This is a genomic window from Nocardioides sp. BGA-UO-ETr-FS32, assembly GCF_059567905.1.
The window spans coordinates 15546-38502 of the sequence record NZ_JCAQOX010000010.1; the positions used below are offsets into that span (position 1 = coordinate 15546).

General features: G+C 67.0%; 23 protein-coding genes. 12 read left to right on the forward strand and 11 right to left on the reverse strand.

Features of this window, described 5'->3' with window-relative positions; translation table 11 throughout:
* Nucleotides 1–9: 9 nt before the first annotated feature.
* From AC57BS_RS04250 to AC57BS_RS04260, 3 genes are all read right to left on the reverse strand, one after another.
* Complete coding sequence (locus tag AC57BS_RS04250; protein WP_496410219.1) at nucleotides 10–1434, reverse strand: site-specific integrase; 1425 nt, start codon at nucleotides 1432–1434, stop codon at nucleotides 10–12.
* Between the two features lie 392 nt (nucleotides 1435–1826).
* A complete protein-coding gene (locus AC57BS_RS04255; protein WP_496410220.1) occupies nucleotides 1827–2165 on the reverse strand; it encodes a helix-turn-helix domain-containing protein in 339 nt (112 codons plus the stop codon).
* A gap of 4 nt (nucleotides 2166–2169) precedes the next feature.
* A complete protein-coding gene (locus AC57BS_RS04260) occupies nucleotides 2170–3267 on the reverse strand; it encodes a tyrosine-type recombinase/integrase (protein ID WP_496410221.1) in 1098 nt (365 codons plus the stop codon).
* Between the two features lie 98 nt (nucleotides 3268–3365).
* On the opposite strand from AC57BS_RS04260, the gene AC57BS_RS04265 reads away from it, so the two are divergent.
* From AC57BS_RS04265 to AC57BS_RS04275, 3 genes are all read left to right on the forward strand, one after another.
* Nucleotides 3366–3893: a TadE/TadG family type IV pilus assembly protein gene (locus AC57BS_RS04265; RefSeq protein ID WP_496410222.1), complete on the forward strand. Its 528-nt coding sequence runs from the start codon at nucleotides 3366–3368 to the stop codon at nucleotides 3891–3893.
* Nucleotides 3890–4306, forward strand: coding sequence for a TadE/TadG family type IV pilus assembly protein (locus AC57BS_RS04270; protein ID WP_496410223.1), 417 nt, complete (start codon nucleotides 3890–3892; stop codon nucleotides 4304–4306). The genes AC57BS_RS04265 and AC57BS_RS04270 overlap by 4 nt, the downstream gene beginning before the upstream one ends.
* A gap of 500 nt (nucleotides 4307–4806) precedes the next feature.
* The gene (locus tag AC57BS_RS04275; protein WP_496410224.1) at nucleotides 4807–7401 is read left to right on the forward strand and encodes a LysM peptidoglycan-binding domain-containing protein; all 2595 of its coding nucleotides are present in this window, start codon (nucleotides 4807–4809) and stop codon (nucleotides 7399–7401) included.
* Nucleotides 7402–7530: 129 nt separating this feature from the next.
* On the opposite strand, the gene AC57BS_RS04280 is transcribed toward AC57BS_RS04275, so the two are convergent.
* The 8 genes from AC57BS_RS04280 to AC57BS_RS04315 form a co-directional block, all read right to left on the reverse strand.
* On the reverse strand, nucleotides 7531–8505 hold the full coding sequence (locus AC57BS_RS04280) for a 5'-nucleotidase (protein ID WP_496410225.1): 975 nt from the start codon (nucleotides 8503–8505) through the stop codon (nucleotides 7531–7533).
* 256 nt (nucleotides 8506–8761) lie between these two features.
* Nucleotides 8762–9760 carry an ImmA/IrrE family metallo-endopeptidase gene (locus tag AC57BS_RS04285; RefSeq protein WP_496410226.1) on the reverse strand — a complete coding sequence of 333 codons (999 nt, stop codon included), beginning with the start codon at nucleotides 9758–9760 and terminating at the stop codon, nucleotides 8762–8764.
* 1 nt (nucleotide 9761) lies between these two features.
* Nucleotides 9762–10526 carry a helix-turn-helix domain-containing protein gene (locus AC57BS_RS04290; RefSeq protein WP_496410227.1) on the reverse strand — a complete coding sequence of 255 codons (765 nt, stop codon included), beginning with the start codon at nucleotides 10524–10526 and terminating at the stop codon, nucleotides 9762–9764.
* Nucleotides 10519–11106 (reverse strand): sigma-70 family RNA polymerase sigma factor, encoded by a 588-nt coding sequence (locus tag AC57BS_RS04295; RefSeq protein ID WP_496410228.1) that lies wholly within the window; start codon nucleotides 11104–11106, stop codon nucleotides 10519–10521. The genes AC57BS_RS04290 and AC57BS_RS04295 overlap by 8 nt, the downstream gene beginning before the upstream one ends.
* A gap of 25 nt (nucleotides 11107–11131) precedes the next feature.
* Nucleotides 11132–12784: a hypothetical protein gene (locus tag AC57BS_RS04300; RefSeq protein ID WP_496410229.1), complete on the reverse strand. Its 1653-nt coding sequence runs from the start codon at nucleotides 12782–12784 to the stop codon at nucleotides 11132–11134.
* The gene (locus AC57BS_RS04305; protein WP_496410230.1) at nucleotides 12781–13263 is read right to left on the reverse strand and encodes a hypothetical protein; all 483 of its coding nucleotides are present in this window, start codon (nucleotides 13261–13263) and stop codon (nucleotides 12781–12783) included. The genes AC57BS_RS04300 and AC57BS_RS04305 overlap by 4 nt, the downstream gene beginning before the upstream one ends.
* Before the next feature lie 22 nt (nucleotides 13264–13285).
* On the reverse strand, nucleotides 13286–13705 hold the full coding sequence (locus AC57BS_RS04310; protein ID WP_496410231.1) for a hypothetical protein: 420 nt from the start codon (nucleotides 13703–13705) through the stop codon (nucleotides 13286–13288).
* Between the two features lie 9 nt (nucleotides 13706–13714).
* Entirely contained in the window at nucleotides 13715–14050 is a 336-nt protein-coding gene (locus AC57BS_RS04315; RefSeq protein WP_496410232.1) for a hypothetical protein, read from the reverse strand.
* Nucleotides 14051–14423: 373 nt separating this feature from the next.
* Between AC57BS_RS04315 and AC57BS_RS04320 the strand changes: the two genes are divergently transcribed.
* The 9 genes from AC57BS_RS04320 to AC57BS_RS04360 all read left to right on the forward strand — a co-directional run bounded on the left by AC57BS_RS04320 (nucleotide 14424) and on the right by AC57BS_RS04360 (nucleotide 22917).
* Nucleotides 14424–15338: a bifunctional DNA primase/polymerase gene (locus AC57BS_RS04320; protein WP_496410233.1), complete on the forward strand. Its 915-nt coding sequence runs from the start codon at nucleotides 14424–14426 to the stop codon at nucleotides 15336–15338.
* Nucleotides 15339–15702: 364 nt separating this feature from the next.
* Nucleotides 15703–16548: a hypothetical protein gene (locus AC57BS_RS04325; RefSeq protein WP_496410234.1), complete on the forward strand. Its 846-nt coding sequence runs from the start codon at nucleotides 15703–15705 to the stop codon at nucleotides 16546–16548.
* The gene (locus AC57BS_RS04330) at nucleotides 16541–17581 is read left to right on the forward strand and encodes a ParB N-terminal domain-containing protein (protein ID WP_496410235.1); all 1041 of its coding nucleotides are present in this window, start codon (nucleotides 16541–16543) and stop codon (nucleotides 17579–17581) included. Before AC57BS_RS04325 ends, AC57BS_RS04330 begins: the two co-directional genes overlap by 8 nt.
* Nucleotides 17536–18216, forward strand: a complete 681-nt coding sequence (locus AC57BS_RS04335) for a hypothetical protein (RefSeq protein ID WP_496410236.1) — start codon at nucleotides 17536–17538, stop codon at nucleotides 18214–18216. Before AC57BS_RS04330 ends, AC57BS_RS04335 begins: the two co-directional genes overlap by 46 nt.
* Before the next feature lie 2 nt (nucleotides 18217–18218).
* Nucleotides 18219–19298: a M23 family metallopeptidase gene (locus AC57BS_RS04340; RefSeq protein ID WP_496410237.1), complete on the forward strand. Its 1080-nt coding sequence runs from the start codon at nucleotides 18219–18221 to the stop codon at nucleotides 19296–19298.
* Nucleotides 19299–19354: 56 nt separating this feature from the next.
* The gene (locus tag AC57BS_RS04345) at nucleotides 19355–19645 is read left to right on the forward strand and encodes a DUF6112 family protein (protein WP_496410238.1); all 291 of its coding nucleotides are present in this window, start codon (nucleotides 19355–19357) and stop codon (nucleotides 19643–19645) included.
* 95 nt (nucleotides 19646–19740) lie between these two features.
* On the forward strand, nucleotides 19741–20040 hold the full coding sequence (locus AC57BS_RS04350) for a DUF6112 family protein (RefSeq protein WP_091200440.1): 300 nt from the start codon (nucleotides 19741–19743) through the stop codon (nucleotides 20038–20040).
* A gap of 28 nt (nucleotides 20041–20068) precedes the next feature.
* Nucleotides 20069–21454, forward strand: coding sequence for a TrbL/VirB6 family protein (locus AC57BS_RS04355; RefSeq protein WP_496410239.1), 1386 nt, complete (start codon nucleotides 20069–20071; stop codon nucleotides 21452–21454).
* Nucleotides 21454–22917 (forward strand): SCO6880 family protein, encoded by a 1464-nt coding sequence (locus AC57BS_RS04360; RefSeq protein ID WP_496410240.1) that lies wholly within the window; start codon nucleotides 21454–21456, stop codon nucleotides 22915–22917. Before AC57BS_RS04355 ends, AC57BS_RS04360 begins: the two co-directional genes overlap by 1 nt.
* The last annotated feature ends 40 nt before the right edge of the window (nucleotides 22918–22957 follow it).

Here is a 22957-nt window from a genome sequence, read left to right on the forward strand (position 1 = left end):
CTGCGTTGCTCAATCGACAGGTCGGATCTGGCGAGGCACTTCGTCGGAGAGCCCGGGCAAGGGCTGCGCGCCGTCAACCTCAGGGCTTGGGAGGTAGCGCAAGGCTGCACCGACGGTTATCCCGAAGAGCTCGCAGATGCGTCGCAGGTCCCCGTCGGTGGCGGTCACTTCGTGGAGGATGCGGTCGTCGCGCATCACGCTGACGGGTACGTCCAGGGTCAGGCTGACCCAGTTGAATCCGACAGGGATGAGCTTGCCGGCGTTGCGGTGGTTGATGAACAGGTAGGGGTTGGCGCTGTTGGGCCAGCGGCGAGCGCGGTGGTCGAGCCAGGCTTCGATGCGGACTCGGACTGGTTCGGCGAGCGGGATCGTGCGGTTCCCGAGGTTGAGGCGGCCGTCCCTGAGGTCGGCGAGGTGCACGAAGCGGACCTCGCGGGTGCGAGCGCCGTGGAAGGCCGCGAGCGCGGCTATGGCGGCGCAGGCTGGGTTGGGCGAGTTCAGGGCGCGCTGGATTGTTGCGGTGTCCAGCGGCAGGGGTTGGCGACGTTCGTGTCCTCCGGTGCGGATGCGAGCGATCGGGTTGACGAAGAGAACCTTGCGGGCTTTGAGCAGGGTGAGGATCGAGCGGAGTCCGGCGCCCATAGTCGAGCGAGGGTTGCCGGCACCGGGCAACACCGCACGTACGTCGGCCGAGGTGATCTCGCGCAGCGACTCGATGCCTTCCTCGGCCCAGAAGGTGAGGGCTGGCAGTGCCCAGCGCAGGTAGAGCCTGATCGTTTGTTGATCGCGTGGCTTGCGTCGGGGCGGGGTCGTCGATCCGTTGAGCATCACGTCGAACCATTCGGTCAGCTCGGTGCGCATCTGCGTGGGCAGGTGGGCGGTGGTGGTTTCGAAGGAGGCGTGGATGGCGGGTTGACGGTCATCGAGCATGACGCCGGCGGCGGTGGCGACGTCGATGACCGGGATCGCCGTCAGTCCGATCTCTTGAAGCCGCATGGCGTCGGTGGCCAGGAGCATGGCGCCCGGGGTGTCCTGCGTGAGCTGCAGGACGCGCATCGAGCGTTGGGTGCGGTGGATCGTCGACTTGGGCCAGCCGTGGCGGCGGGCATGGTCGAGGACTGCGGCGTCGAGGAAGGTTGCCATCTGCTCGTGCGGCGGGTCAGGCAGCCGTTCGGTGGACAGTTCTCGATCCAGGGCGCTGGTGAGGTCGCGGGGCATGTCGAACAGCGCGAGCTGGATTTGCTCGACCGGGTAGAACTTGATGGTCTTCAGACGATTGGCACGGTCTGTGTGGAGAGGCCGAGGGTTGGGCTTGTTGAGCCGGCGAACGTTTCCCCCGCGGATCCTGGTGGGCTGCCAGGGCATGTTGGCGAAGTAGAGCTGCTGCCCGCCTGCGTTGGCGTCATCGACGGTGGTGCCGAGGAAGATGCTCATCTGCCGGTCGCACAGGTTGCACACTCGATCGAAGTTGACTCTGAGTGCGCGGCGACAGAGACGGCACGTTCCGTCCGGGAGTCGGGCGCGCCAGCTGTGGCAGCGCCAGCACAGCCACTTGTGCTTGCGGATGACGCCCCAGGAGTGGCAGTCGCGGCAGCTGTCGACGCGTTGGGGGGCACCCAGGTGGCAGCGGGTGCACATGCCTTGGGAGTAGTAGTCGACGCCGAACGGGTACCCCAGTGGGCCGTTGCCGGACTCGCAACGGGTACAGCCGGGCGGTTGGAACGGACCGCCTGGCAGGCACTGGTAGCAGTAGTCGACGCGCGGGTTGGTCCACGCGGCAGGACGTTCGCGGCAGCCAGTGCAGGGTTTTGGCTGTTTGGCGCTGCTCACGCAGGCGGTCGGGTGCGGTTACGCCCGAGTCGCGGCTGGACTGTCGAAGCTGACGGAAGTCCGCTGGCTGGCTGGTCGACGCCGTCGGCTGTCTTCGCGGACCGGCGTGCGGCGACCTTGGCCGGTTCACGGACCAGCAGCGTCGACGGCTCGCAGTCCAGGACCGCGCAGATCACGTCGAGGTCCTCGAGCCGGATGGTGGTCGGGGTTCCGGTCCACAGTGCCGACATCTTCCCTGCGGAGATCTCGAGACCGGCGTCGGCCAGCCTGCGGCGTAGTTCGGTGGATTTCCAGATGCCGCGTTCGGCGGCGGCCATGCGCAAGTTCCACTGCATCGGTTCATCGCTCCTTCGGATCGGATGGCAGGTCGAAGCGGTCGGTGAGGCGCTTGTTGGCTTCGGCCCAGGCGTGCTCGATGTGGTCGTCGTGGACGTGGACGTAGACGGTGGTGGTCTTGAGCCACTCGTGGCCGAGGAGCTCTTGGACGGCTTTGAGGGCCAGGCCGCGGTGGTAGAGCGACGTGGCGCAGTAGTGGCGCAGAACGTGCGGGGTGAGGCGTTGTTGCCAGGCCGGCAGCCAGCGTTCGACGGCGCTGACCAGTCCGGAGCGCAGGGTGTCGGCCCCGGCCCTGGTAGGGCGACCGGTCATCGGGTCGTGTCGCTCGCTCGGCAGCAGCGGCGCATCGGGGGCGTCCCAGTCGTCCCCGAACTGGTGGCGTACGTCGGTCAGCCACCAGTGCAGCAGGTCGTCGATGCCGTTGATGGCCGGCACCAGCCGGGTCTTCGGCCCGCGGCCGCAGGAGCCCTTGCCAAACCGGACGTGGAGCTTGCCGTGCTCACCGAGGTCGGGACGCCAGTCGCGCAGGTCGAGCATCACGGTCTCGTTCAGCCGCAGGCCAACCCGGCGCCACAGCGAGGCGGCCATGTAGTCCCGGGCCGCCGTGAGGTACTTGCGCTGATCGGGCAGCGCGTCGCCCCAGCAGGTGAAGAGGGTGTCGACTTCGTCGTCGCTGGGCGGCACCCGCACCGCCCGTGTCCAGGCGCTGGCCGGACGGTTGAACTCGTCGATCGGCTGGTCGACCACGACACCGGTCAGGGCGTGGATGTCCCCTTGGTAGCGGGCAATCATGAACTCGAAGAACCGCGCCACCGACCCCGCCCTGCCTTCCACTGTGGATCGCGACAGACCACGGTCGCGTCGCAGCCAGGTCAGGTAACGGTCGGCTTCCGATCCCGTCGCGGTCCACACGGGCCCACCGATGAACCGCGCGAACTCGATCACCGCGGAACGTTCGGCGTCGATGTACCCGTCAGTCAGGCCCGCTCCCACCATCGCCAGCGCGTGCTGATCGACGACCTCCTGCTCGAACTCCTCGACATCGGACGCCGACGTGAGTCGGCGCGGCGAGTCGAGCGAACGTACTACCGCCAGCGTCATGCGCGGCCCTTGGGATCACAAATCCGATGCACATGCCATGAATATCACGACTCGTTCAGGAATCTCGAACTATTGTCGAAGATCCATAGGAGTCCCCAATGGAGTGGCTGAGCAGCAACAACGGCCCCGGCAGGAACTCAGCGGGTCGACGAACTCACGGCACTAGGGACACCATGAAATCCCCGGGGGGCCCCCCAACCAGCAGGAATGGCAGCGAAGGTGGATCCGCATCGGTCGAGGCAGCGATTGCCGTGCCCGCATTCGCGATGTTCGTGGGCCTGATCATCTTCGGTGGCCGTACGACGGTTGCCCACCAGGCCGTCGAGTCGGCAGCTGTGGACGCCGCCCGATCCGCGTCGCTTGCACGAACCAGGTCGACGGCCGAGACCGCCGCCACCGCAGCCGCCACGAACAGCCTGGCGAATCAGGACGTGGCCTGCGTGAAGGTCACCGTCAAGGTCGACACCGCCGCTTTCGCCGCTGCAGTAGGCCAGAACGCTGCTGTGCACGTCACCGTCGGCTGCCTGCTGGACCTTGAGGATCTCGCTGTGCCGGGAGTACCAGGTAAGCGCACCGTCGAAGCGAGAGCAAGTAGCTCTCTCGACACGTGGCGGGAGCGCTCATGATCCGCGATGAGGATGGCTCGATAACACTGTGGATGGTCACCGCGAGCTTCGCGATGATGATGCTCGTCGGGCTTGCCGTCGACCTCGGCGGGCAGGTCCACGCCCAACAGCGCGCCCACAACGTCGCTGGCCAGGCTGCGCGCGCCGGCGGCCAGGAAGTACAGGCCGCACCGGCAGTCCAAGGACGCTACGTGGCCATCAACGCTGCGGCCGCGCGCAACGCAGCTCGGGACTATCTCTCCACCGCCGGTGTCAACGGGACTGTGTCCATCACCGACGGCACCACCATCACCGTGAACGTCACCGACACCTATCGCCCTAAGTTCCTGAGCATCATCGGCCTCGGCGACCTGCCCGTCACGGGTGAGGCCTCGGCACGACTGATCCGCACCGTCGCAGGGAGCGAACAATGACCCCGCCCACCCTCCGCCAGAGACTCCACGGACTCGCGGCCACGCTCGTCATCCTGCTGCTCGTGATCGGCACGCCCCTCATGCTGATCGCGATCGGCGCCCACCCGTGGGACACCGAGTTCAGCGAGCTCGGACTTCTGCTTTCCGCCCCAGACGACGGCACCCTCGCCCTCACCGTCATCGCCATGGCCGCGTGGACGGCGTGGATCGTGGTCGCAGTCTCGGTGGTCGTCGAAGGCGTCGCTCTCGTACGCGGAGTGCCGGCCCCGTCGCTTCCCGGGCTCAGCCTCCCGCAGCACGGTGCCAGCCAACTCGTCGCTGTGGCCGCGCTGTTGTTCATCGCAAGTCCGACAGTTTCCTTGGCGGTCTCGCCTGCGCCCGTCCACGCGGTCTCCGCGGCGCCCGTCCCGCACACGCCGCACCTGGGGTCCGCCGACGCTGCGCCCGTCCTCGCCGAGTCAGCGCCCGCCCCGACCGGTGTCTCGGCAGCTCCAACGCCCGTGAGCATCGACTACACCGTCAAACGGGGCGACAGCTTGTGGCGGATTGCCGAACGCATGCTCGGCGAGGGTGGGCGCTACACCGAGATCGTCGAGCTGAATCGCGAGGTGCTCCACGGGAGACCCGACTTCATCGTCGCTGGCACTGTGCTCAAGGTCCCTCACGAAGCGGACTCCTCTGCCACCGACCAGCCGGTAGAGCAGTACGAGGTGCAACCCGGTGACACACTCTCCGAGATCGCTGAAACGCAGCTGGGCGACCCGCTGCGCTACCCGGACTTGTTCGAGGCATCGCGCGACACGATCCAGCACAACGGGGCACACCTGACGGACCCCGACCTGATCAAGCCCGGCTGGACGATCACGATCCCCGACACCACGCATCGCGGCGGCAAGACCGGGGCACCTCAAGACCAACTACCGGAAGTCGTCGTCCCACCGCAGGTGCAGCCCACCCCTGAGGTCGACCCGACCCGTGCAGCTGTGCCGGAGCCCGACCCGACGCCTGCGGCGGAAGCGACGTCCCCAGCAGTCGACGAGACCGCTACCCCCTGGCTGCTGCCGGGCCTGACCGGCGCCGGCGCACTACTCGCCGGTCTGGTCCTGCTCGCGGTGCGAGCCCACCGCAACACCCAGCTCCGGTACCGCCGCCCCGGCCAGACCGTCGCCGCTCCCCCGCCGGAGCTGCGCGCCGTCGAGAAGACAGCGATGCACGCGGGAGCCCCGATGACAGCAACCATCAAGCAGCTCGACCAGGCATTGCGAGCGCTCACCGCCGACATGGCGGCCGCAGGGCTCGCCATCCCACGCCTGGTGCGGGCGGTCCTCGCCGACAACACGGTCACACTCCATCTTGCTGAGGACTCCGAGCTCCCTGCTCCGTGGACGGGCGCCGGTGAGGTCTGGGCGACCCGGTTGCGCGCGGAGGGGCCGACGACCGACGTGCTCGCCCCGTACCCCCTGCTCGTCTCAATCGGCCAGGACGAAGCACGCGGACTTCACCTCCTGAATCTGGAGGCGTTCGGTGTGGCGGGCCTAAGCGGGGACACCGACGCTGCGACAGCCCTCGCACGCCACGTGGCCGCGGAGCTGGCACTCAACCCGTGGTCGGTGCTCGTCGACGTCAACGTCATCGGCTTCGGGCAGGAACTGGCCGAGCTCGACACCCTGCGCCTTCATCACCACGACAACGGGGACAAGGTCATCACCTCGATCGCCGAGAACCTCGTAACCGCCCAGGAATCAGGCTCCGACGAGCCCGATCCGTTCTGGACAGTAATCACCACCGGGGACGGTGCGAGCGAACTCGCGATGCTGCTCACTACCACAACGACCGCTCGACTGGGCGCTGCCCTCGTGACTGTCAACGCGCCCGTGCCCGGATCGCTCGTCGTCGAGGTGGACAGCCGCGGACGCCTGCTCGCGCCCGCCCTCGGTCTGGACCTACAAGCCGCCGGACTCACCACCCTCGAAGCGTCGGCGTGCGCGGCCATTGTCGATCTCACCCGCGAGAGCGAAGCAATACCCATCCCGACCACCACCTCGGCCCCTGACGGGTGGCGGGCACTGACAGATCACGCAGGAGCTGTTCGCCCCGACCTAGCAGGCGCCCGCGCGGTTCACGGAGTCAGCGAGGGCTCGCTTCTGCCACGGCCGGTCGAGGAGTACCTCGACGCTGCCGCCACCACAGCCGAGGACGTGTTCACCCTCGCTCCGGTAGTTCCCGCACAGGTGCGCAGGCAGGTCGAGCAGTCCGACCCCACCCTGGACCAGGACGTTGCCGACTGGTTCGACAGCGAAAGCGTCCGCCCCCGCTTAGCCCTGCTGGGCCCGGTCAGCGCTCGCGCGTACGGCGTGGTCGCCCCGGCGATCACCAAGCGCAGGCCCTACTTCGTCGAGCTGCTCGCCTTCCTTGCCCTGCACCCCGAAGGCGTCACCGGCACTGCAGTGGCCGATGCCTTCTCAATCGCAGGCTCGCGAGCAAGGACTGACCTCGGCTCGCTGCGTGCTTGGCTAGGGGACAACCAGCGGACCGGCCACGAACACCTGCCGCCGGCAAACGACTCCCCGACCTTCCGAAAGACCGGAGTGAAGGCCTACCAGGTCCAAGACGTGCTCGTCGACCTCGACCTCTTCCGCCGACTACGAGCCCGAGGGGAAGTCCGTGGCGTTCAGGGCATCGTCGACCTCAAAACTGCGCTGAGCCTGGTCGAGGGCGTGCCCTTCAGCCACTTGCGCGAGCGAGGATGGAGCTGGTTGCTCGACGGCGAACGCCTTCACGAAACCATCGGCTGCGCGATCGTCGACACGGCACATGTCATCGTCGTCGACGCACTCGCGAAGGACGACCTGGCCACGGCCCGCAGAGCGGCCGAGACCGCGTGCAGGGCAGCGCCGTACGATGACATCTGCCGCCTCGACCTGGTAAAAGTGACCGCCGCCCAGGGGCACGTGGAGGCCGCTGACCGCATGCTCGTGGACGACGTCTTCAACCGAGCAGACGACCACCTGCCGCCAGTCGACGTGCCCGAGAGAACTCGAGATGTGGCCTCCAATCAAGGCTGGACCTCCCGGGGGCCGTCCGGAAGCAACTGATGGCGACAAGACGTCTCAAACGTGCCGCGCGTACCGGGACGAGCGACTGCCTGGATAGGGAGCAGGGACGGGCAATGGCGGGGCTAAGGCGCACCGACTGCGCCACAGGCGGACGCAGTTGGCTTCACCTCATGGCACTTCGACGATTCCTTTTCCATCATCTGGAACCCAATCCTCCGGGGCTTCGTTTAGCGCACCAAACGGCACGTGCACAGAAGGCGCCGACGTGGACGTCGAGACAAGGTGTCCCTGCTGATCGTCAAAGTAGATATGAGGTCGAAGCACGCTCATCACGGCACCCTTATCGATGCCTCCGAGGAAGAAGGCGTCGTTGACCATCACCCCCCACGATTTCAGTGACTGAATAGCTCGCTTATGGGACGGGGCGTTGCGCGCCGTAACTAGCGCGACGTGCAGACGCACGCGGTAGTCGGGATCCACCAGTTTGCGATCGCGCTCCGCCTCTTGGACCTTCGCGATCCTAAGAAGGAAGGGCTGCAGAGGTCCCGGGTCGTGTGCGGAGACGGCGTTAGCGGTCTCGTGCTCATGAAACTCCGGTAGGCCGCTCTCCTGCATGACCTGCTCAGACTTGTCGTCTGCGAGCACGCCGTCGAAGTCGAAGGCGATGCGCAGGTCGTCGTCGTCATCATCGACGGTCGCGGACGGCAGTACGCGCCCCGCAGGAAACCCTTGCTGGTTCGCGCTCCTGACAGTGTCGTCGTCGGCAGATAGGAACAGGGCGATGTTCAGGGTCGGGATGAATGCGAACGGCGCGCGCCCTTGCATGAAGATGGCTCGCGTGATCGGCAGATCGTGATGCTCGATCGACTCCATCACTCGGAGGCCAGTATCCGGGTCGTTGCGCGACATCACGATGACCTCGACAAGCGGATCCTCGGGCTCTGCCAGGTCGTTCAGAGACAGCAGCCGACGGATGAATGAGAAGGCGATCCCGGGTAAGAGTGGGACCTCAAGATGCGCTTCCTGGTATCGGCGATAGGCCTCTTCGCCATCCCGGCGGAACACTCGATCGGACTCCTCAAGATCGAACAACGCGCTCGACGCCACTCCAATGACGAGTCGATCTTCAAGCGAGTACGGCAAGGCGGTCCCCCAGTGTCGGCATGTAGCCAGTGTCCCTAGTCCAGCCTTTCGGGGAGCGATGACACGCGCGCGCCATACGATCCGCGGCGAAGTGAGGGATCGATCGAAGCATGCACGGGCGGAGGCGGTCCTCCGCTGCCTAGGGCTGAGGTGGTTGTGTTGGAAGTTTCGTCGTCCTGAGGTCACACGATTTCAACACTAGGACTCGAATGACTTCCAGCCTGTGGGCGTGACGCACGCCGGCGCCTGTTCGCCGTTACCGACAGCCGCTGCACACCCCGTCCTCGAGGTCGGGAGCCTTGCAGAAGCAGACGTTGCACGTGCCTTGCACGCCGTACCGCCGTTGGCAATCGCATTCGCCGCACTTCGGGCAATAGTGGTGACCGCACGCGTCGCATGGCCAACCGGCTACGGTTCCGGTGTAGCCGCAGTGGCAGCTAACCTCGCGCCGCGGAGCAATGGACTTTGATGGCGGAGCCTGACCTCCATGGAACTTGTCCACGCCCCAGAGGTCAGTAACGCTGAAGACTGCATATACGCGCTTCTCAGTCGCGACTGCGCTGACGTAGTAGGTCTGCTTGCGCCTCCATTCATCAGCCCAGGTCAGCTTCGTCGTCAAGCTGGTCCCGGGTGCGAGCGTGAGCAGTGGATGACTGGGCGACACGTACCCGTCCTTCCACGGATATACCACCAACTCATCGCCGCACAACGCGGAGTGGATGACCTTGGCGTTGGCGCGATCGAGAAGGGCAACGACGCCGGAAGAAAGGCGCGCCGAGAGCGCAATGGCGCACGCGGGGCCGCTCGCAGCCGAGTGAGTGACGAGATTCTTCAGGTCCTCGCCGGTGATCGGTCCTATGCCGACGATTTCGTTGAGCATGTCCTCGGGCAGGATGAGGGTTGCGGCTATCTCCTCGCAGAGACGCTCGAGCTCGACTTCGGGGTTGTCGCGGTCGGCGAGCCAGATCAGGGCGTCGTCGTCGTTTTCGACCAGGATGTGCGCGGCCTCATGGAGCAGGGTGAAGTTTTCTCTCTTCGAGCCTGGCGTTGGTGCGTACATGACCGTGTGGTGTTCGGCGAAGGATAGTCCGTCACACCAGCCGCCGGCGCCGCGCTTCGAGGTCAGCGCCAGTTCTGCAACGACGGTGTAGCCGAGGCTCTCGATGCCGGCGGTCGGATGGGCTGCAATGGCGGCACGCTGGACATCCGCCAACCGATTGACGATGCGGAGCGCGTGGGCGCGACGGGTGGTCATATCAGGTCTCCGAGCTATCGAATCCAGGCAGGTTCTTGAAGTGCTTGAGGATGGCCAGCAGTGTCTGCGGTGTGGCCGAGGTGGCGTTGCGCTTCCCGGCGGTGGCGAGAAGTCGTTTGGAGTGCTTGGCGAGTTCCTCGGCCGGAATGTTCGCCTCCCGCGCCCACTCATTGAGAAAGGCGTCTATGAGTTCGTCGTCGAACAAGACGTCCAAAGATTGTGTGGTGCCAGGGGTAACGCAGAGGATGGATTCCGCGGTCACATTCAGGACCTCGGCGATCGCATTGATGGTCGCCGGCGGGGGGTGGAGTCTGCCGCGCTCCCAGGCAGACACGGTGCTGACGGTCGTGTCCCAACCTCGCCGCTGGAGTCGGTTCGCAAGCTCTGCGATGTTGAGATTGGCCGCCTTGCGGACGGCGGCCAATCGGCGGCCGTCCAGATCGACGGCTGGGTCTACGACAAGGCCAAGCATGCGGGCGATCGGGTCGTCGGAGCGTACCGGTGTTCGAGCAGCTGGCTTATCGCCTGTTTCGAGGTTCGCGAGTGCTTCGGGAAGCCCCGGAGCCCATTCGCGAATGGCGAGGACCAACTTGCGCTCGTCTTCCGTGAGTCCTACGAAGATCTGGTGGCCGGCGACCGCGTCTAACACGGCTCCGGAGAACGCATCCAGAGTGGCCGCCGTCTCTTGGTCCTCGTCATCCGCGCTGGCGCGTCTTTGATCCGGGGTAGTGCCGTGGCTGTGCCCGTCCTTGCGCTCGTCAGTCATCTGTTGTCACCTCCTCATGAATCTGGTTCAAGATGGTCTTGAGTTGCTGACCGACGGCCTGCCCGCTGACGCCGAGCTCTTCGCCGATCTCCTTATTCGTGCGACCCTCCAAGACGCGTCGGACGACCGTCACTTGCCGCTCGCTGAGCTTCTCGAGTGCTTCGTCCAGTCGTGCCTGTTGCTGCCGCGCACGGTCGTCGTTAACGATCTCGTCGCCGAGCGGGTCGTGGTCGATGATGCGGGGCTTCTCGGGATCGCCCTGTGGGAACCTTTCGCGGACTCGGATCTCGCGGCGGACAAGGTCCACGCAGGTGTTGAGCACCATCCGGCGGAGATAACCACCCCAGCTGTCGCCCTTGTCGGTCAGCTTTTCCTTCTCGACTAGGTCCATGAGCCGAACGAAAACGATGCCGATCGCCTCGTCGACCAGGTCGGGCCGCTTCCCCTGAAAGTATCGACCGGCGTCGTTTCGCAACCGCTCATGATGCTGCTCGTACTGAGCAGCGACGTCTGACTGGGTGCAGATGCGGGCATCTGCACCGGGACCGTGTGGGTCCTGATCAGTCAGTTCGTCGGTCACCACTAAAGTATCGGCGATGCGCCGGTCAGAGCCCGGAAGGTCGCCGCGCGTTCTGCGGGGATTCGACGACTAGCCCCACACCCGGCTCTGGCCCCTGGCTGTAAAGCGACCGGTACCAGCGGCGACGCACGCCGGAGTGGCAGACGCAGGTCCCGGTGGTGTCGGCCAGCACGCTCCGCACAACACCAGCCGGCAGCCCGGCGACATCGAGGTCGACACGGCGGCTCACAGTCGGAAGCCCGAGCACATGCTTGACAAGCTCGGCGGCAACAAGAGTGCCCGCAAACCAAGACACCTGCGGCGAGGTGACGGCGATGACGTCGCCGCCAGCCCCGGGCGTCCCGTGGGGCCCGGCTCCTGGCAGCCGCATCTCGGCCTCCGCGTACGCCTGCCGGACCAGGTCGCTGAGAGGGGCGCCGACGAGCGCGTTGCGACGTTGCTCAGGCACGCGTCCAGCGGTGATCGCCGTGTCAACATCGCAGGCCTCCAAAGCCGCCCCGTCCTGCAGAAGCGCAAGCACCCGCTGTAGCGGGATGCCGGTCACTTGGGCGTACACCCCTGCTTGGGTTAGCGGCGGGTCAGCGCGGACGAAGTCGCAGAACGGGCAGGCATACCCGTCAGCGAACCCCTCCCACTGCACGTGCAGCTCGGTCCCCGACACCCCGGCCGACAAGGTCTGCTCGCCGAGCACGTCAGCGACGTCGAGCCGCCCGGCCAGGGTGTCGACGCTGGAGACCACGACGCCAACCCAACCGGGCTCTTCCTGAACGGTGTTCCACGTCGCCACGTCGCTATTCGAAGCCTTGGCGTTCAAGCCGAGCTGCATGAGGCGGTCGGCCATCCCGGTGGCCTTCTTGCCGGTCTCGCCGCCCAGCAGAGCGGGGTACCGAAACGGATTCCGGGACGGGTCAAAGACGTCCTTGTCGACGGCGGTCAGGTCCAGGGCCGCGGCCAACGCCACAGCGATGGAGCTGTTCGGGTTCAGGGTCGGGGAGCAGGCAGTCGCCAGCAGCGCGAGCGCGCTGGTTCCGACCGACCCCGCGCCAAGGAATGCGGTGGGGACGTGCGTGCGCAGAACGGTGGGCGGCAGTTCCTTGTCGAACCGGTGGAGGCCATGGTTGATGAGGTTCGTCTCGACCACCCCGGAGACTTCGACGCCCGGAAACCCGAGGTCGCCGAGCACCTTGAGGAGGACTTGGCTGACGGCCAAGCACGCGGCCGCGTGGATGCCAAGGCCGTGGTCGTTCCCGCTCTCCAGCGCGACGGGGCTGTCAGCGAGCACGATGTTCCAGTCTCCTCCGCCGACGTAAACGTCGCAGCCAGGCTCGAGTACGCCGAAGCCCACCGTCACGCGGCGGCAGGCAGGCAGGTCGGTCTGCGGGCGCACGGATGACAGCCGATCAAGTAGGTCGGCCCAGGAGGTGGCTCGCCACCAATTGGTCGGCAGCTCCGCGGAGGAGTCAACGATCACAGTAGGAACCAGCCGCGCGATCATGGTGATGAACGCGGCGGCAGCGACGCGCGCAGCGTCGTCCGTGCGTGAGTCGATCGAGACGACAACCTCGGTCCCGTCGAGCTCGCGCAGGACCGCCGCAGACGGGTGCCCCGCCCCGAGGAAAACCGGGGCGCTGTCTCCTGGCTGGCTCCCGAGCAGCCGCAAGCGCGGATCGTCAGTCATGCCGTCACCTCCTCGATTACCCAGCGGTCTCGGTCACAGCCGGGCTCCAGCTCGATCCAGCCGCCGTTGTGGAAAAGAAAGATGGCGCAGGCGTCCAGTCCGCGGCGAAGTCCCAGGCCGAAGAACGGCACTACGATCGACAGGCCGCCCTCGAACGAGATGACGGGATTGGCGTCGTCGGCCGCGGAGTGGAAGGCGTTGCCGGGGTGGGAGTGGATGCGCGCCACGTACAGGTCGTCGGGTCCGAGTGCGAGGGCGAGGTCCATCTGGCCTTCGCGGGGAACCTCGACACTGACATGGCCGTACTCGTCTCGGCGTGCGTTCTGCCGCGGCACGACCAAGTCGAGACTCGTGCCGGCCTTGATCATGGCGGTGCCCTCGAGGCCAAAGGTTCCGCGGTCCTCGAAGAAGGTTCGGGAGTCGTTGAGGACCTCCGAGGTCACGACCAGCGGGGCGGTGGGAGTCCGCAGCGCGCTCACGGTGTTGCGAGAGGTGTGGTGGTCACGCATGGATGCCTGCCTTTCGGAGCAGGGAGTCGAGCAGGGAGTCGAGCCGCAAGCTGAACCGATGGGAGTCCCACCGCTCGGTGAAATGGCTCTCGTGGGAGTAGTAGCCACGGGTGCCGCTCACGCAGACGAACGGGACGCCGAGGCTGGGGTGGATGCCCAGACCGAACCCGGGAATCCACTTTTCGACGGCGAGGACCGCGCCGTTGTCGTCGACCAGGGTCGCGTCGAACGGCTCAGAGTCGTACCGGGATCCGTCGAGCTGGAGGTTCCAGGAACCGTCGCCGCGGTTCAGGGTCATCAAGATGTTGGTCTCAACCCGGCGCAAGTCGCCGGCGTTCTCGCCGAGTTTCATGCGGGCCCGGCGGACCTCCGCGTCGAGGAGGTCCGCCAGGACAGCCGGGTGAAGAGTCACCGTCCGCTTCTAAGCGCGGACGGCGTGGGCGCCGTCAACCTGGGGCTTGCGATTGATCAGCACCAGGACGTCGGCCTCGACGATGCCCAGGTCGCCGAAGGTCGCCGACGGGTCGAGTTCGTTGTCGGAGACTCGGGGCAGGCTCAGCGAGTAGTCACCGACGGTGAGCCACCCCTTGTTGACGAAGTGCTTGACCTCCTTGTCGGCGACCTCGCCGATGATGTCGGTCGGCTTGACCGTCACCTTGTCGCTGTGGCCCGCCAATGACCGGACGGTCACCTTGAAGGGGTGGTCGGCGCCGGGACCCGGCTTGGACTTCGTGTCGCTCTCGCTGTGAGTGCTCACTGTGGGCTCCTCTCTGTTCGTGCCCGCGTACTAGATAGACGCCGGCGCGGGTCGCTGTGAAAGGCACCTAGAGGAAGAAGTTCGCCCGACATCCCAGTAGTCCGCCGGTTGGTCAAAGATGGCGCCTTTTCTGGGCAGGGTGCAGCGCCTGTTGGTACGCCCAATTTGGGCGGTTCACCTAGGTTCGTGCGCTGGGATCGCCCGCTGCGTCTCAACCTCTGGGCGGCCCGCACGCCAACCGAAACTTCGCGCTGAGGCCCTGGCGTCCGCCGTGCAGATACCTAGCAGCGCGCCTCCGCCCGTCCCATGCGCGAGGACGGGCGCCACCGAGGAGGGGCGGTAATTGGTGCCATAGCTGTGGACAGTCGAGTCCATGGACGACCAATCACAGCGGCAAGGCTCTGCACGGTGGAGTCCGCAGCTCCTGGACTCCCTCGTGCAAGCGCCGGACCTGGCGACGGCGGCGGCGTACGTCGCGGGCGGCGGCATCCCAGTCTTTCCGTGCGTCCCTCGTGGCAAGCAGCCCCTCACCGTCCACGGGTTCCACGACGCCAGGGCCGACACCGACATCGTTAGGGCTTGGTGGCGGCGATGGCCTAACGCCAACATCGGCGTCCCGACGGGTTCGGCCGGCGGCGTCGACGTGGTCGACGTGGACGTCCACGGCGCTCGGTCCGGGTTCGGTGCCTTCGAGCGCGCGCGACGGGCCGGACTCGTCGCGGGCTGGGCGTGGCTGGTCCGCACTCCCTCCGGCGGCCTCCACGCTTACTTCCTTCGCACCACCGCCACCGCCCAGAGGTCGTGGCAGGCTCCGAGCCAACACATCGACTTCCGCGGCGACGGCGGCTACATCATCATTCCGCCCTCCTGCGCGCGCACCGACGAAGGCGTCGACCGCCACTACCAGCAGATCGCGGTCGCCGAGCACCACCGACCCACTCCGGTCGACGCATCAGGGCTACGGCGGCTCCTTGACCCGCCCAAGCCGCTGCGCCCGTCCACGGCCCCGCCCTCGATCGGCACGGCCCCCGACAAACTGGCCGCCTGGGTCGCCTCACGTCCGGAAGGCGCGCGCAATGGCGGACTGTTCTGGGCAGCCTGCCGCATGGCTGAGGACGGACACGACCTGAGCAGCACGACATCGCTCCTCGGTCACGCCGCTCATGCTGCAGGCCTGCCCGAGCCCGAGGCACTGACCACCATCCGATCTGCCTTCCGGATCGTCTCGCGAGTGGCGCCGGCGCCGCCGTCACGCCCTACAAGAGCGGTCGAGGGGGTGGGACTGTGAACATCCGCCCGCCCTACCAACGCCGTCTCGATCGCGCACTTCCCGAGCCAATGCCGACGGCCGTACCCGACCCAGCTCCGAATGCTCTCGTCCTTCACGGGGACCCCTCACTCCCCCAGCCAGTCCAGCCGTCTGCAGAGCCGGGCCGACCGACGATCACGTGGGTCCGGCCCAGCGAGGTCTCCACGCTGATCGGGTCCCGATGGGCAGGGCGCGGGATCGACCTCCAGGACGAACTGACTCGACGCGCTCGACGCGCCCCCGCGGCTGCCGCAACCAAGGCAGCCCGACGCCTGACCCATCCCGCTCAAGGCCGATCGCTGCCCTCCGCACCGACGGCCACCCCACCGGAAGGACTCGGACTGTGAACAACCCGATCTACGCCACCGCAGAAGGACTTCGACTCCTGCTACTCGACCTCGCCTATGCCGGACCCGGTGCATGGGAGGCCGACCCCGACGCCGCCGAGCTGATGGCGTACGCCATGGACAAGTACGGCGCGCTCGCTCACAAGTACGGGCTGGAACCCGCAGACGCCGCGACGTACGCCTTCGAGATCATGAACGCACGTGCGACCCGGCTGGCCGAGGATCCGTGGGCAGTAATCACGCACGCGGTCCACCTCAGCCTCGTCTACGAGTCCCGAGCCCGAGGGCTGCTCTGCTCAACCCAGCAGGCGCGCCACAGCTCCGGCGCCAACTACCACGACGCCGAACGGTTCAGCGAGCGCGACGATGAGCTTGCGAACTACCACCCGGCCTTCCAGGTCGAGGACGACCTCAGCGCGATCGACGATCCGAGGCAGGAGTCCATCGAGGACGAGCCGACCAACGCCTACTTCGCCCTCGACCAGACGATCCAATTCTTCGTCGAGCTGGGCTGGTCCCGCCGCACTGCACGGCTCGGGTTGGAGTACATCGCCGCCCGCCTGATCCGCACCGGCACCCGCCTGAGTGCCTTCGAGTCCCTGCGACGCGACGCGAATGGACCCGCAATCCTGGACGTCGACCACAAGTCCTGGCTTGCCATCCTGCGCGGTGTGCTCGGAAACCAGCATCGCGACCGCTCCCACACCAGCGAAGGGCGCGGGATCCTGCTGCGTCTGATGTCCGGCGAGGGTCTCGACGAACTGTTCGAGGACGCGGCACTCGCCCGCCTCATCGAGCACGCAGCGCCCGACTACACGTCAGCGAGCACGGGCCGTGTCTGACAAGGGGTACGTCGAGCTCGAACGACAGATCGACTCGATCGTCGTCGGTGAGCGTCACCGTCGGCATACCGGTGACCTGACCAAGCTGACGGAATCGCTCACCCGCGTCGGCCTTCTTCAACCGGTCACGATCACCCCGGACGGCTACCTCATCTGTGGCTACCGTCGCTTGGCGGCCGCCAAGGAGCTCGGCTGGCAGACCCTGCGCGTCTGGGTGCGCTCGGGCATCAGCGACGAGCTGACTCGGTTGCTTGCCGAGCGCGACGAGAACATCACCCACCAGCCACTCACCCCCGACGAGGCAGCCAAGCTCTACCAAGAGCTTCTCGACCTGGTGAAGGAGGACGCGCGGCGCCGACAGGCTGCCACCCAGTACGGGGCGAAGAACGATCAAGTCGCAGGTCAGCACGGTCATGCTGAATCAGCATCACCGGGGCCGGGGCCGGGAGCCCTGGGATCGGCCCGCCGCCGAGCCGCAGAAATGGTCACGGGCAAGGCGTCGTACGCACGGCTCGAGCAAATACTGGAGATGGAACGCATCGCGGCGGACCGTTCCCAGCCCGAGACGATTCGCCAGGTGGCGACCGACGAGCTCGACTCGATCCGCAACGGCGGTCCTGTCGATCCTGGGTACCAGCGAGTCAAGGCAGCACAGCGCGTTGCCGCGCGGATGACCTCGCGCCAGGATTCGGACGTGGACGCCCTCACGGACGAGGCCCTGGCCGAGGCGAAGACTGATCACAGGCGTCGGGTCCGAGAGAACCGTGCGAAGCGGGCGTCGGCGGCAGCCAGCGCCAAGCGGTCCACGCGCGCCTTCGTCCTGACCTGGGCAGAACTCGACGGCTGGTCCACGCGATACGACGTCGAGCAGGTGGCACGAGAGGTGAAGCCGGACGACTGGACGCTCTTCCTTCGCGTCGTCGACGAGACGCGCGCGTTTGTCGAGGCTGTGACACGCGCACGGGAACACGCGGCCACCTCAGACACATGCGCTACCCGACACGTTCCGAAGTTGTCCGCCGACGTCACCTGATCATCGCCGGCCTCGCGCTGGGCCTCTTGTTGGTCGCCGTCTTCATCTACTCGCTGCAGATGGGTCCCTCACCGGCGCGGCCGGGCACCACCGGGGTCACACCCGCCACACCCAGGGCGATGACGACCAAGGCCCCCGTCTCCCCCGTCGGCGACCTCGCCCCGTTGCGCCCGACGAGCAACCCCGAAGCGTTCGCCCGCCTCGTCGCCGACGCCATCTTCGAGTGGAACACGGCAACGCTTGTCGGGCGGGCCGAACACGTCGAACAGCTCGTCGCCGTGAGTGACCCCACGGGTGAGTCCTCCCCCGGTCTGGTCTCTGATCTCGACAACTACCTGCCAACCGAGGAGACCTGGGCCGAGCTGGCCCAGTACGAAACCGCGCAGTGGCTCGCCATCGAGTCGGTGGTGACACCCACGCTGTGGGACGCGGCAGAGGCCCAAGCAGGTAACGAGCTGCTGCCCGGCACCACCGCCTTCACGATCGAGGGCACTCGACACCGCTCCGGAATCTGGGAGAACCAACCCGTCGCCTCGGAGCATGCGGTTGCCTTCACGGTCTTTATCGTGTGCGCGCCGTCCTACGCCGAGTGCCACCTGCTGCGCCTCTCGAGGCTCGATGAGCCCCTGGACTGAGCATGGCCAAGATTGCGCTCATCACCGTCCTAGCCCTCCTCTTCGGGCCCGCGATCCTGCTGCTGAGCCTCGGCGTGATGCTTAACCCGGCCGCCCAAGCCTCATGCCTGCCGGGCACCCTCTCGCCCCCGTCGATGAGCACCACCTCAGGCACCGAGCCAGAGACCTCGCGCGTGGTCTTCCCGCTCCCGGCCGGGTCGTGGACACGCTCGAGTGGGTTCGGGATGCGCGTCCATCCGATCACCGGCGAACTCAAGCTCCACACGGGAGTGGACCTGTCAGCCAATGCCGGCACACCCATCATGGCCGTTGCCGACGGACGCGTTGTCTCCACCGGGCCCGCCAGTGGCTACGGACACCTCATTGTGATCGAGCACACCGTGGGTGGACAGCCGGTGGCAACCGCGTACGCCCACATGTACGCCGAAGGCATCCACGTCAGCGTGGGTGACACGGTCACGGCTGGCCAGCACATCGCGGACGTCGGGTCGGACGGCTACTCGACGGGCGCCCACCTGCACTTCGAGGTCCGACCTGGCGGAGCGAACGCTGCGCCCGTCGACCCTGAACCGTGGCTGAGCACGAACAGTGCATCCGAGATCAATGGCAGCGAAAGCAACGGCTGCGACGAGACCACGAGCGGACAGGCGACGCCCTACCCAGGAACCAACCCGAACGGCTTGGTCGATGACCCCACGACCGACGGGCTGATCACCGAACAGACTGCGCACGTCCTCGCCCAGGTTCGGGCCACCTTCCCTGACACGGCCTGGGCATGCTGGTCACAGCGCCCCGGCAATGATTCCGAGCACGAGGTCGGACGCGCCTGCGACGGGACGTTCGGCAACGCGATCGGCACGGCTGCGACCGGGCCCGCCCTCGACCTCGGGTGGAATGTCACCAACTGGCTCAGGTCCAACGCCAGCAAGCTCGGCGTCGAGTACCTCATCTGGCAGGGTCGCATCTGGTCGGTGGTGCGCAGCAGCGAGGGCTGGCGTTCCTACGACGGTGGCGGGATGCACGACCCGACCAGCGTGACCGGCGGACACTTCGACCATCTGCACTTCACGGCCGTGGGCTGACGTCGGGAGCCATCCACCCACCTCGCGAGCTGGACCTGCTTGAGCACCTGCATGGCGTGCGCATCACGACAGCCCTGCTTCCACTGGTACAACCCGACTTCGGTGCCGTCGGCGGAGCAAACGACCTGCGGAAGATCGTCGGCGCACTGCTCACCTACGGCCTCGTCATCGCGGTCCTCATGGTGATCGCATGCGCAGCGACATGGGCGATCGGATCAGCACAGGGAAGCTGGCAGACGGCCAGCAAGGCAAAGACCGGGCTCTACGTCGCACTCGGCGGAGCCGTACTTACCGGGGGCTCACTCGTCTGGGTCAACTGGCTCCTCTCCATTGGGGCATCTCTGTAGCACCTGTAGCGAGTCCGCATCTCCCGCCGTTGCCTTCGATCCGGCGTCGCGCACGCACCTGCACTACAAGACCCCGTCCCTGCCCAGGAGGAACCGTGCTCTACCGCGCCCCGCTGCTCCCCTACGACATCACCATCAGTCCCAACTCCAACGGCCTACCGGGCATCGGACAGCTCCGAGATGTCGTCGGCGCCGCCATGACCGTCGGCCTCATCCTCGCGGTGCTGGCCCTCATCATCTCCGCGATCGTGTGGGCTCTCGGCGCAAACTCGTCCAACCCGCACCTCGCCGGGCGAGGCAAGGTCGGCGTCCTGGTGGGCCTCGGCGCCGCGATCATCACCGGCGCGTCCGTCACCCTCGTCAACTTCTTCTGGAACGTCGGCCAGTCGGTCTGACCCGGGCCTGAGACGAGAGGACGACACGATGGTCGACGTCTGCGACATCCCCGTGATCTCAGGTGTCTGCGACGTGGCCGGGGAAGCGGCCGGCTCCCTGGTCTCGGCTCCGTTCGACTACCTCGCGCAGTCCATGGGGAACGCAGCCGGCTGGATGTTCGAGTCAGTCTGGAGGGTCTTCGACTCGACCACCATGGTCGACGTCACCAGCAGCCACTACACCACGGTCTACAACATCCTGTTCGGCATCGCGGTCTTTGTGATGCTCGGCTTCTTCATGCTCCAGGTCATCGGCGGCATGATCCGGAGAGAACCCGCAGCCCTGTCCAGAGCCGCCCTCGGCATGGCGAAGTCGATCCTAGGTTCGTTCGTGGCGCTCACCCTGCTCGCAACCGCGCTGGAGCTCACCGACCAGCTGAGCGTCGGCATCGTCAAGGCCGCCGGAACCAACATGGAGGAGATGGGCGACCGGATCATGCTCCTGGTCGCAGGCCTCGGCGCCATCAGCCTTGCCGCACCCGGAGCGGGGGCCATCGTGACCATCTTCATCGCCGGCCTCGCCATCGGAGGCGCGGTGATCGTCTGGATCAGCCTGCTCGTACGAAAGGCACTACTTCTCATCGCGATCGTCTTCGCACCGATAGCGCTCGCAGGGGCGAGCTGGGACCACACACGCGGCTGGATCGGCAGGTGGGCGGGCTTCGTCCTCGCCCTCATCCTGTCCAAGGTCGTGCTGGTAGTGATCTTCCTGCTGGCGACCGCGCAGGTGTCCGCCCCCATCGACTCCGACCTCGCGTCGGCAAGCGAGCCGATCGCCGGTGTCGTGCTCATGCTCATGGCCGCGTTCGCCCCCTACCTCACCTACAAGGCAATCAGCTTCATGGGCTTCGACATGCACCACGCGATGTCGGCCGAACAGGAGACCAAGTCGGCGATGAACCGACCCATGCCCATCCCCCTGAATCGCCAGTCCGGGTCGACGCCCCGCAAGGTCCTCGGTGGCGGACCACAAGGCGGGAGTACGACGACGGGTGGCGGAGGTCCCTCGCCTGCCCCAGCGGCAGCACCTGGGTCCCCCCGGGGCAGGGCGGGAGGCGGCGCTGGGGGCGGATCTGGGGGCGGATCTGGGGGCGGAGCTGGGGGCGTCACGGGCGGAGGCTCTGGGGCCGGAGGCTCAGCGGGCGGGGTGTCGAGCGTGCGGACGGGCGGCGCGGCTGGGGGCGGCGTCGCTGCGGGACTGGCGGTCGCGAAGCAGTCCTTCTCCGCTGGCGTCAACACCGGCCGCTCGGTGGGAGCTGCGGCTTCGCAACAGATCGATGCCGCCAACCAGGCACCACCCAGCGCCGCGGCACCGCCGCCACCTCATGTGGCTGACCCGGTGCCCGCGTCGAACACCAAGAAAGGCCGAGGGTGATGAGTAGTGGTTCGGCGGGGCGCGACTACGACCTCGCGCCGGTGAAGTTCTCCCGCCTCGCCCGTCGCGGAGTCCTGCTAGGTCTCTCGGGCTCACAGCTCGTCGTAGTCGGCACGGGTGCCGTCACGCTGGTCGTCGCGCTGTACCTGGGCGGCGGCACCCTTTTGCTGTACGCCCTCCCGATGTTGCTCCTGTGCGCCGCCCTCGCGTGGGTCGGCATCGGTGGCCGCAAGCTGGTCGAGTGGCTCCCCGTGGTGGCTCGCTGGGTGTGGCGCTCGACCGGCGACCAACTGCTCTTCCGGCGCCGGATCGTGAGACCGCGACCTGTGGGGACTCTGGCGCTGCCAGGCGATGCTGCGCGGTTGCGGCAGTGGCTCGACCCCGAGAGCGGAGCTGTGATGATCCACGACCCGCACCGCTCAACACTGACGGCAATCGTCAGCGTCAACCATCCGGCATTCATCCTGCTCGACCCGATCGAGCAACAACGTCGCGTGGCCAGCTGGGGCCGTGTTCTGGCAACCGCCTGTCGATCCGGACGGATCGCGTCCCTGCAGGTGATGGAGAGGACACTGCCCGACTCGGGCAGAGGACTGGCGCAGTGGTGGTCCCAGCACGGTGTACAGGACGACTCGTGGACGTCCACGACGTACGCCGAACTCATCGACCGTGCCGGTCCCGCCGGTGAACGGCACGCGAGCACCGTCTCGATCTCGCTCGACATGAAAGCTGCTGGTCGTGCGATTCGCGCCGCGGGCGGGGGCAACCGCGGCGCTGCCGCGGTGCTCCGCCAGGAGATGTCGACGACCACCGCTGCCCTGAGGGCTGCCGACCTCGCACCGTCGGCGTGGCTCGAGCCGGGCGACCTGGCGGTGATCCTGCGTTCGGCGTACGACCCGGTCGTCGCCGGAGCGCTCGAACGCCACGGTGAGCTCGGTCGTGACCTCGCCGCGGCCGGGCCAGTCGGTGTCACCGAGCAGTGGTCAAGCGTGCGCAGCGACTCAGCCCACCACTGCGTGCTGTGGATCAGCGAGTGGCCGCGATCCTTGGTCTACCCCGGGTTCCTCGCGCCCGTGCTCCTGTCCTCGGGCGTACGACGCACCTTCACGCTGCTCTACACCCCGATGCGCACCGACCAGGCCGCGCGCGACATCCGCAAGAAGAAGACCGAGTACGTCTCCGACGCCTCGCAACGTCAGCGGATCGGCCAGATCGAGGACGCCCAACAATCCGCGGAGTACAGCGACGTACTCCAGCAGGAGGCGGACCTGACGGCAGGGCACGGCATCCTGCGCACCACCGGACTGATCGCCGTCAGCGCCGCGGACCTCGACGAACTCGAGCGCGCCGTGGCGCACCTCGAGCAGGCAGCCATCCAAGCCTCCTGCGAGACCCGTCGGCTCTGGGGCCAGCAGGCGCAGGCGTTCTCGGCAGCAGCCCTCCCCCTGTGCCGGGACGTGTGAGGGTGGCGCGCGACCGACAAGCGACGGGCTTCCGGGCACA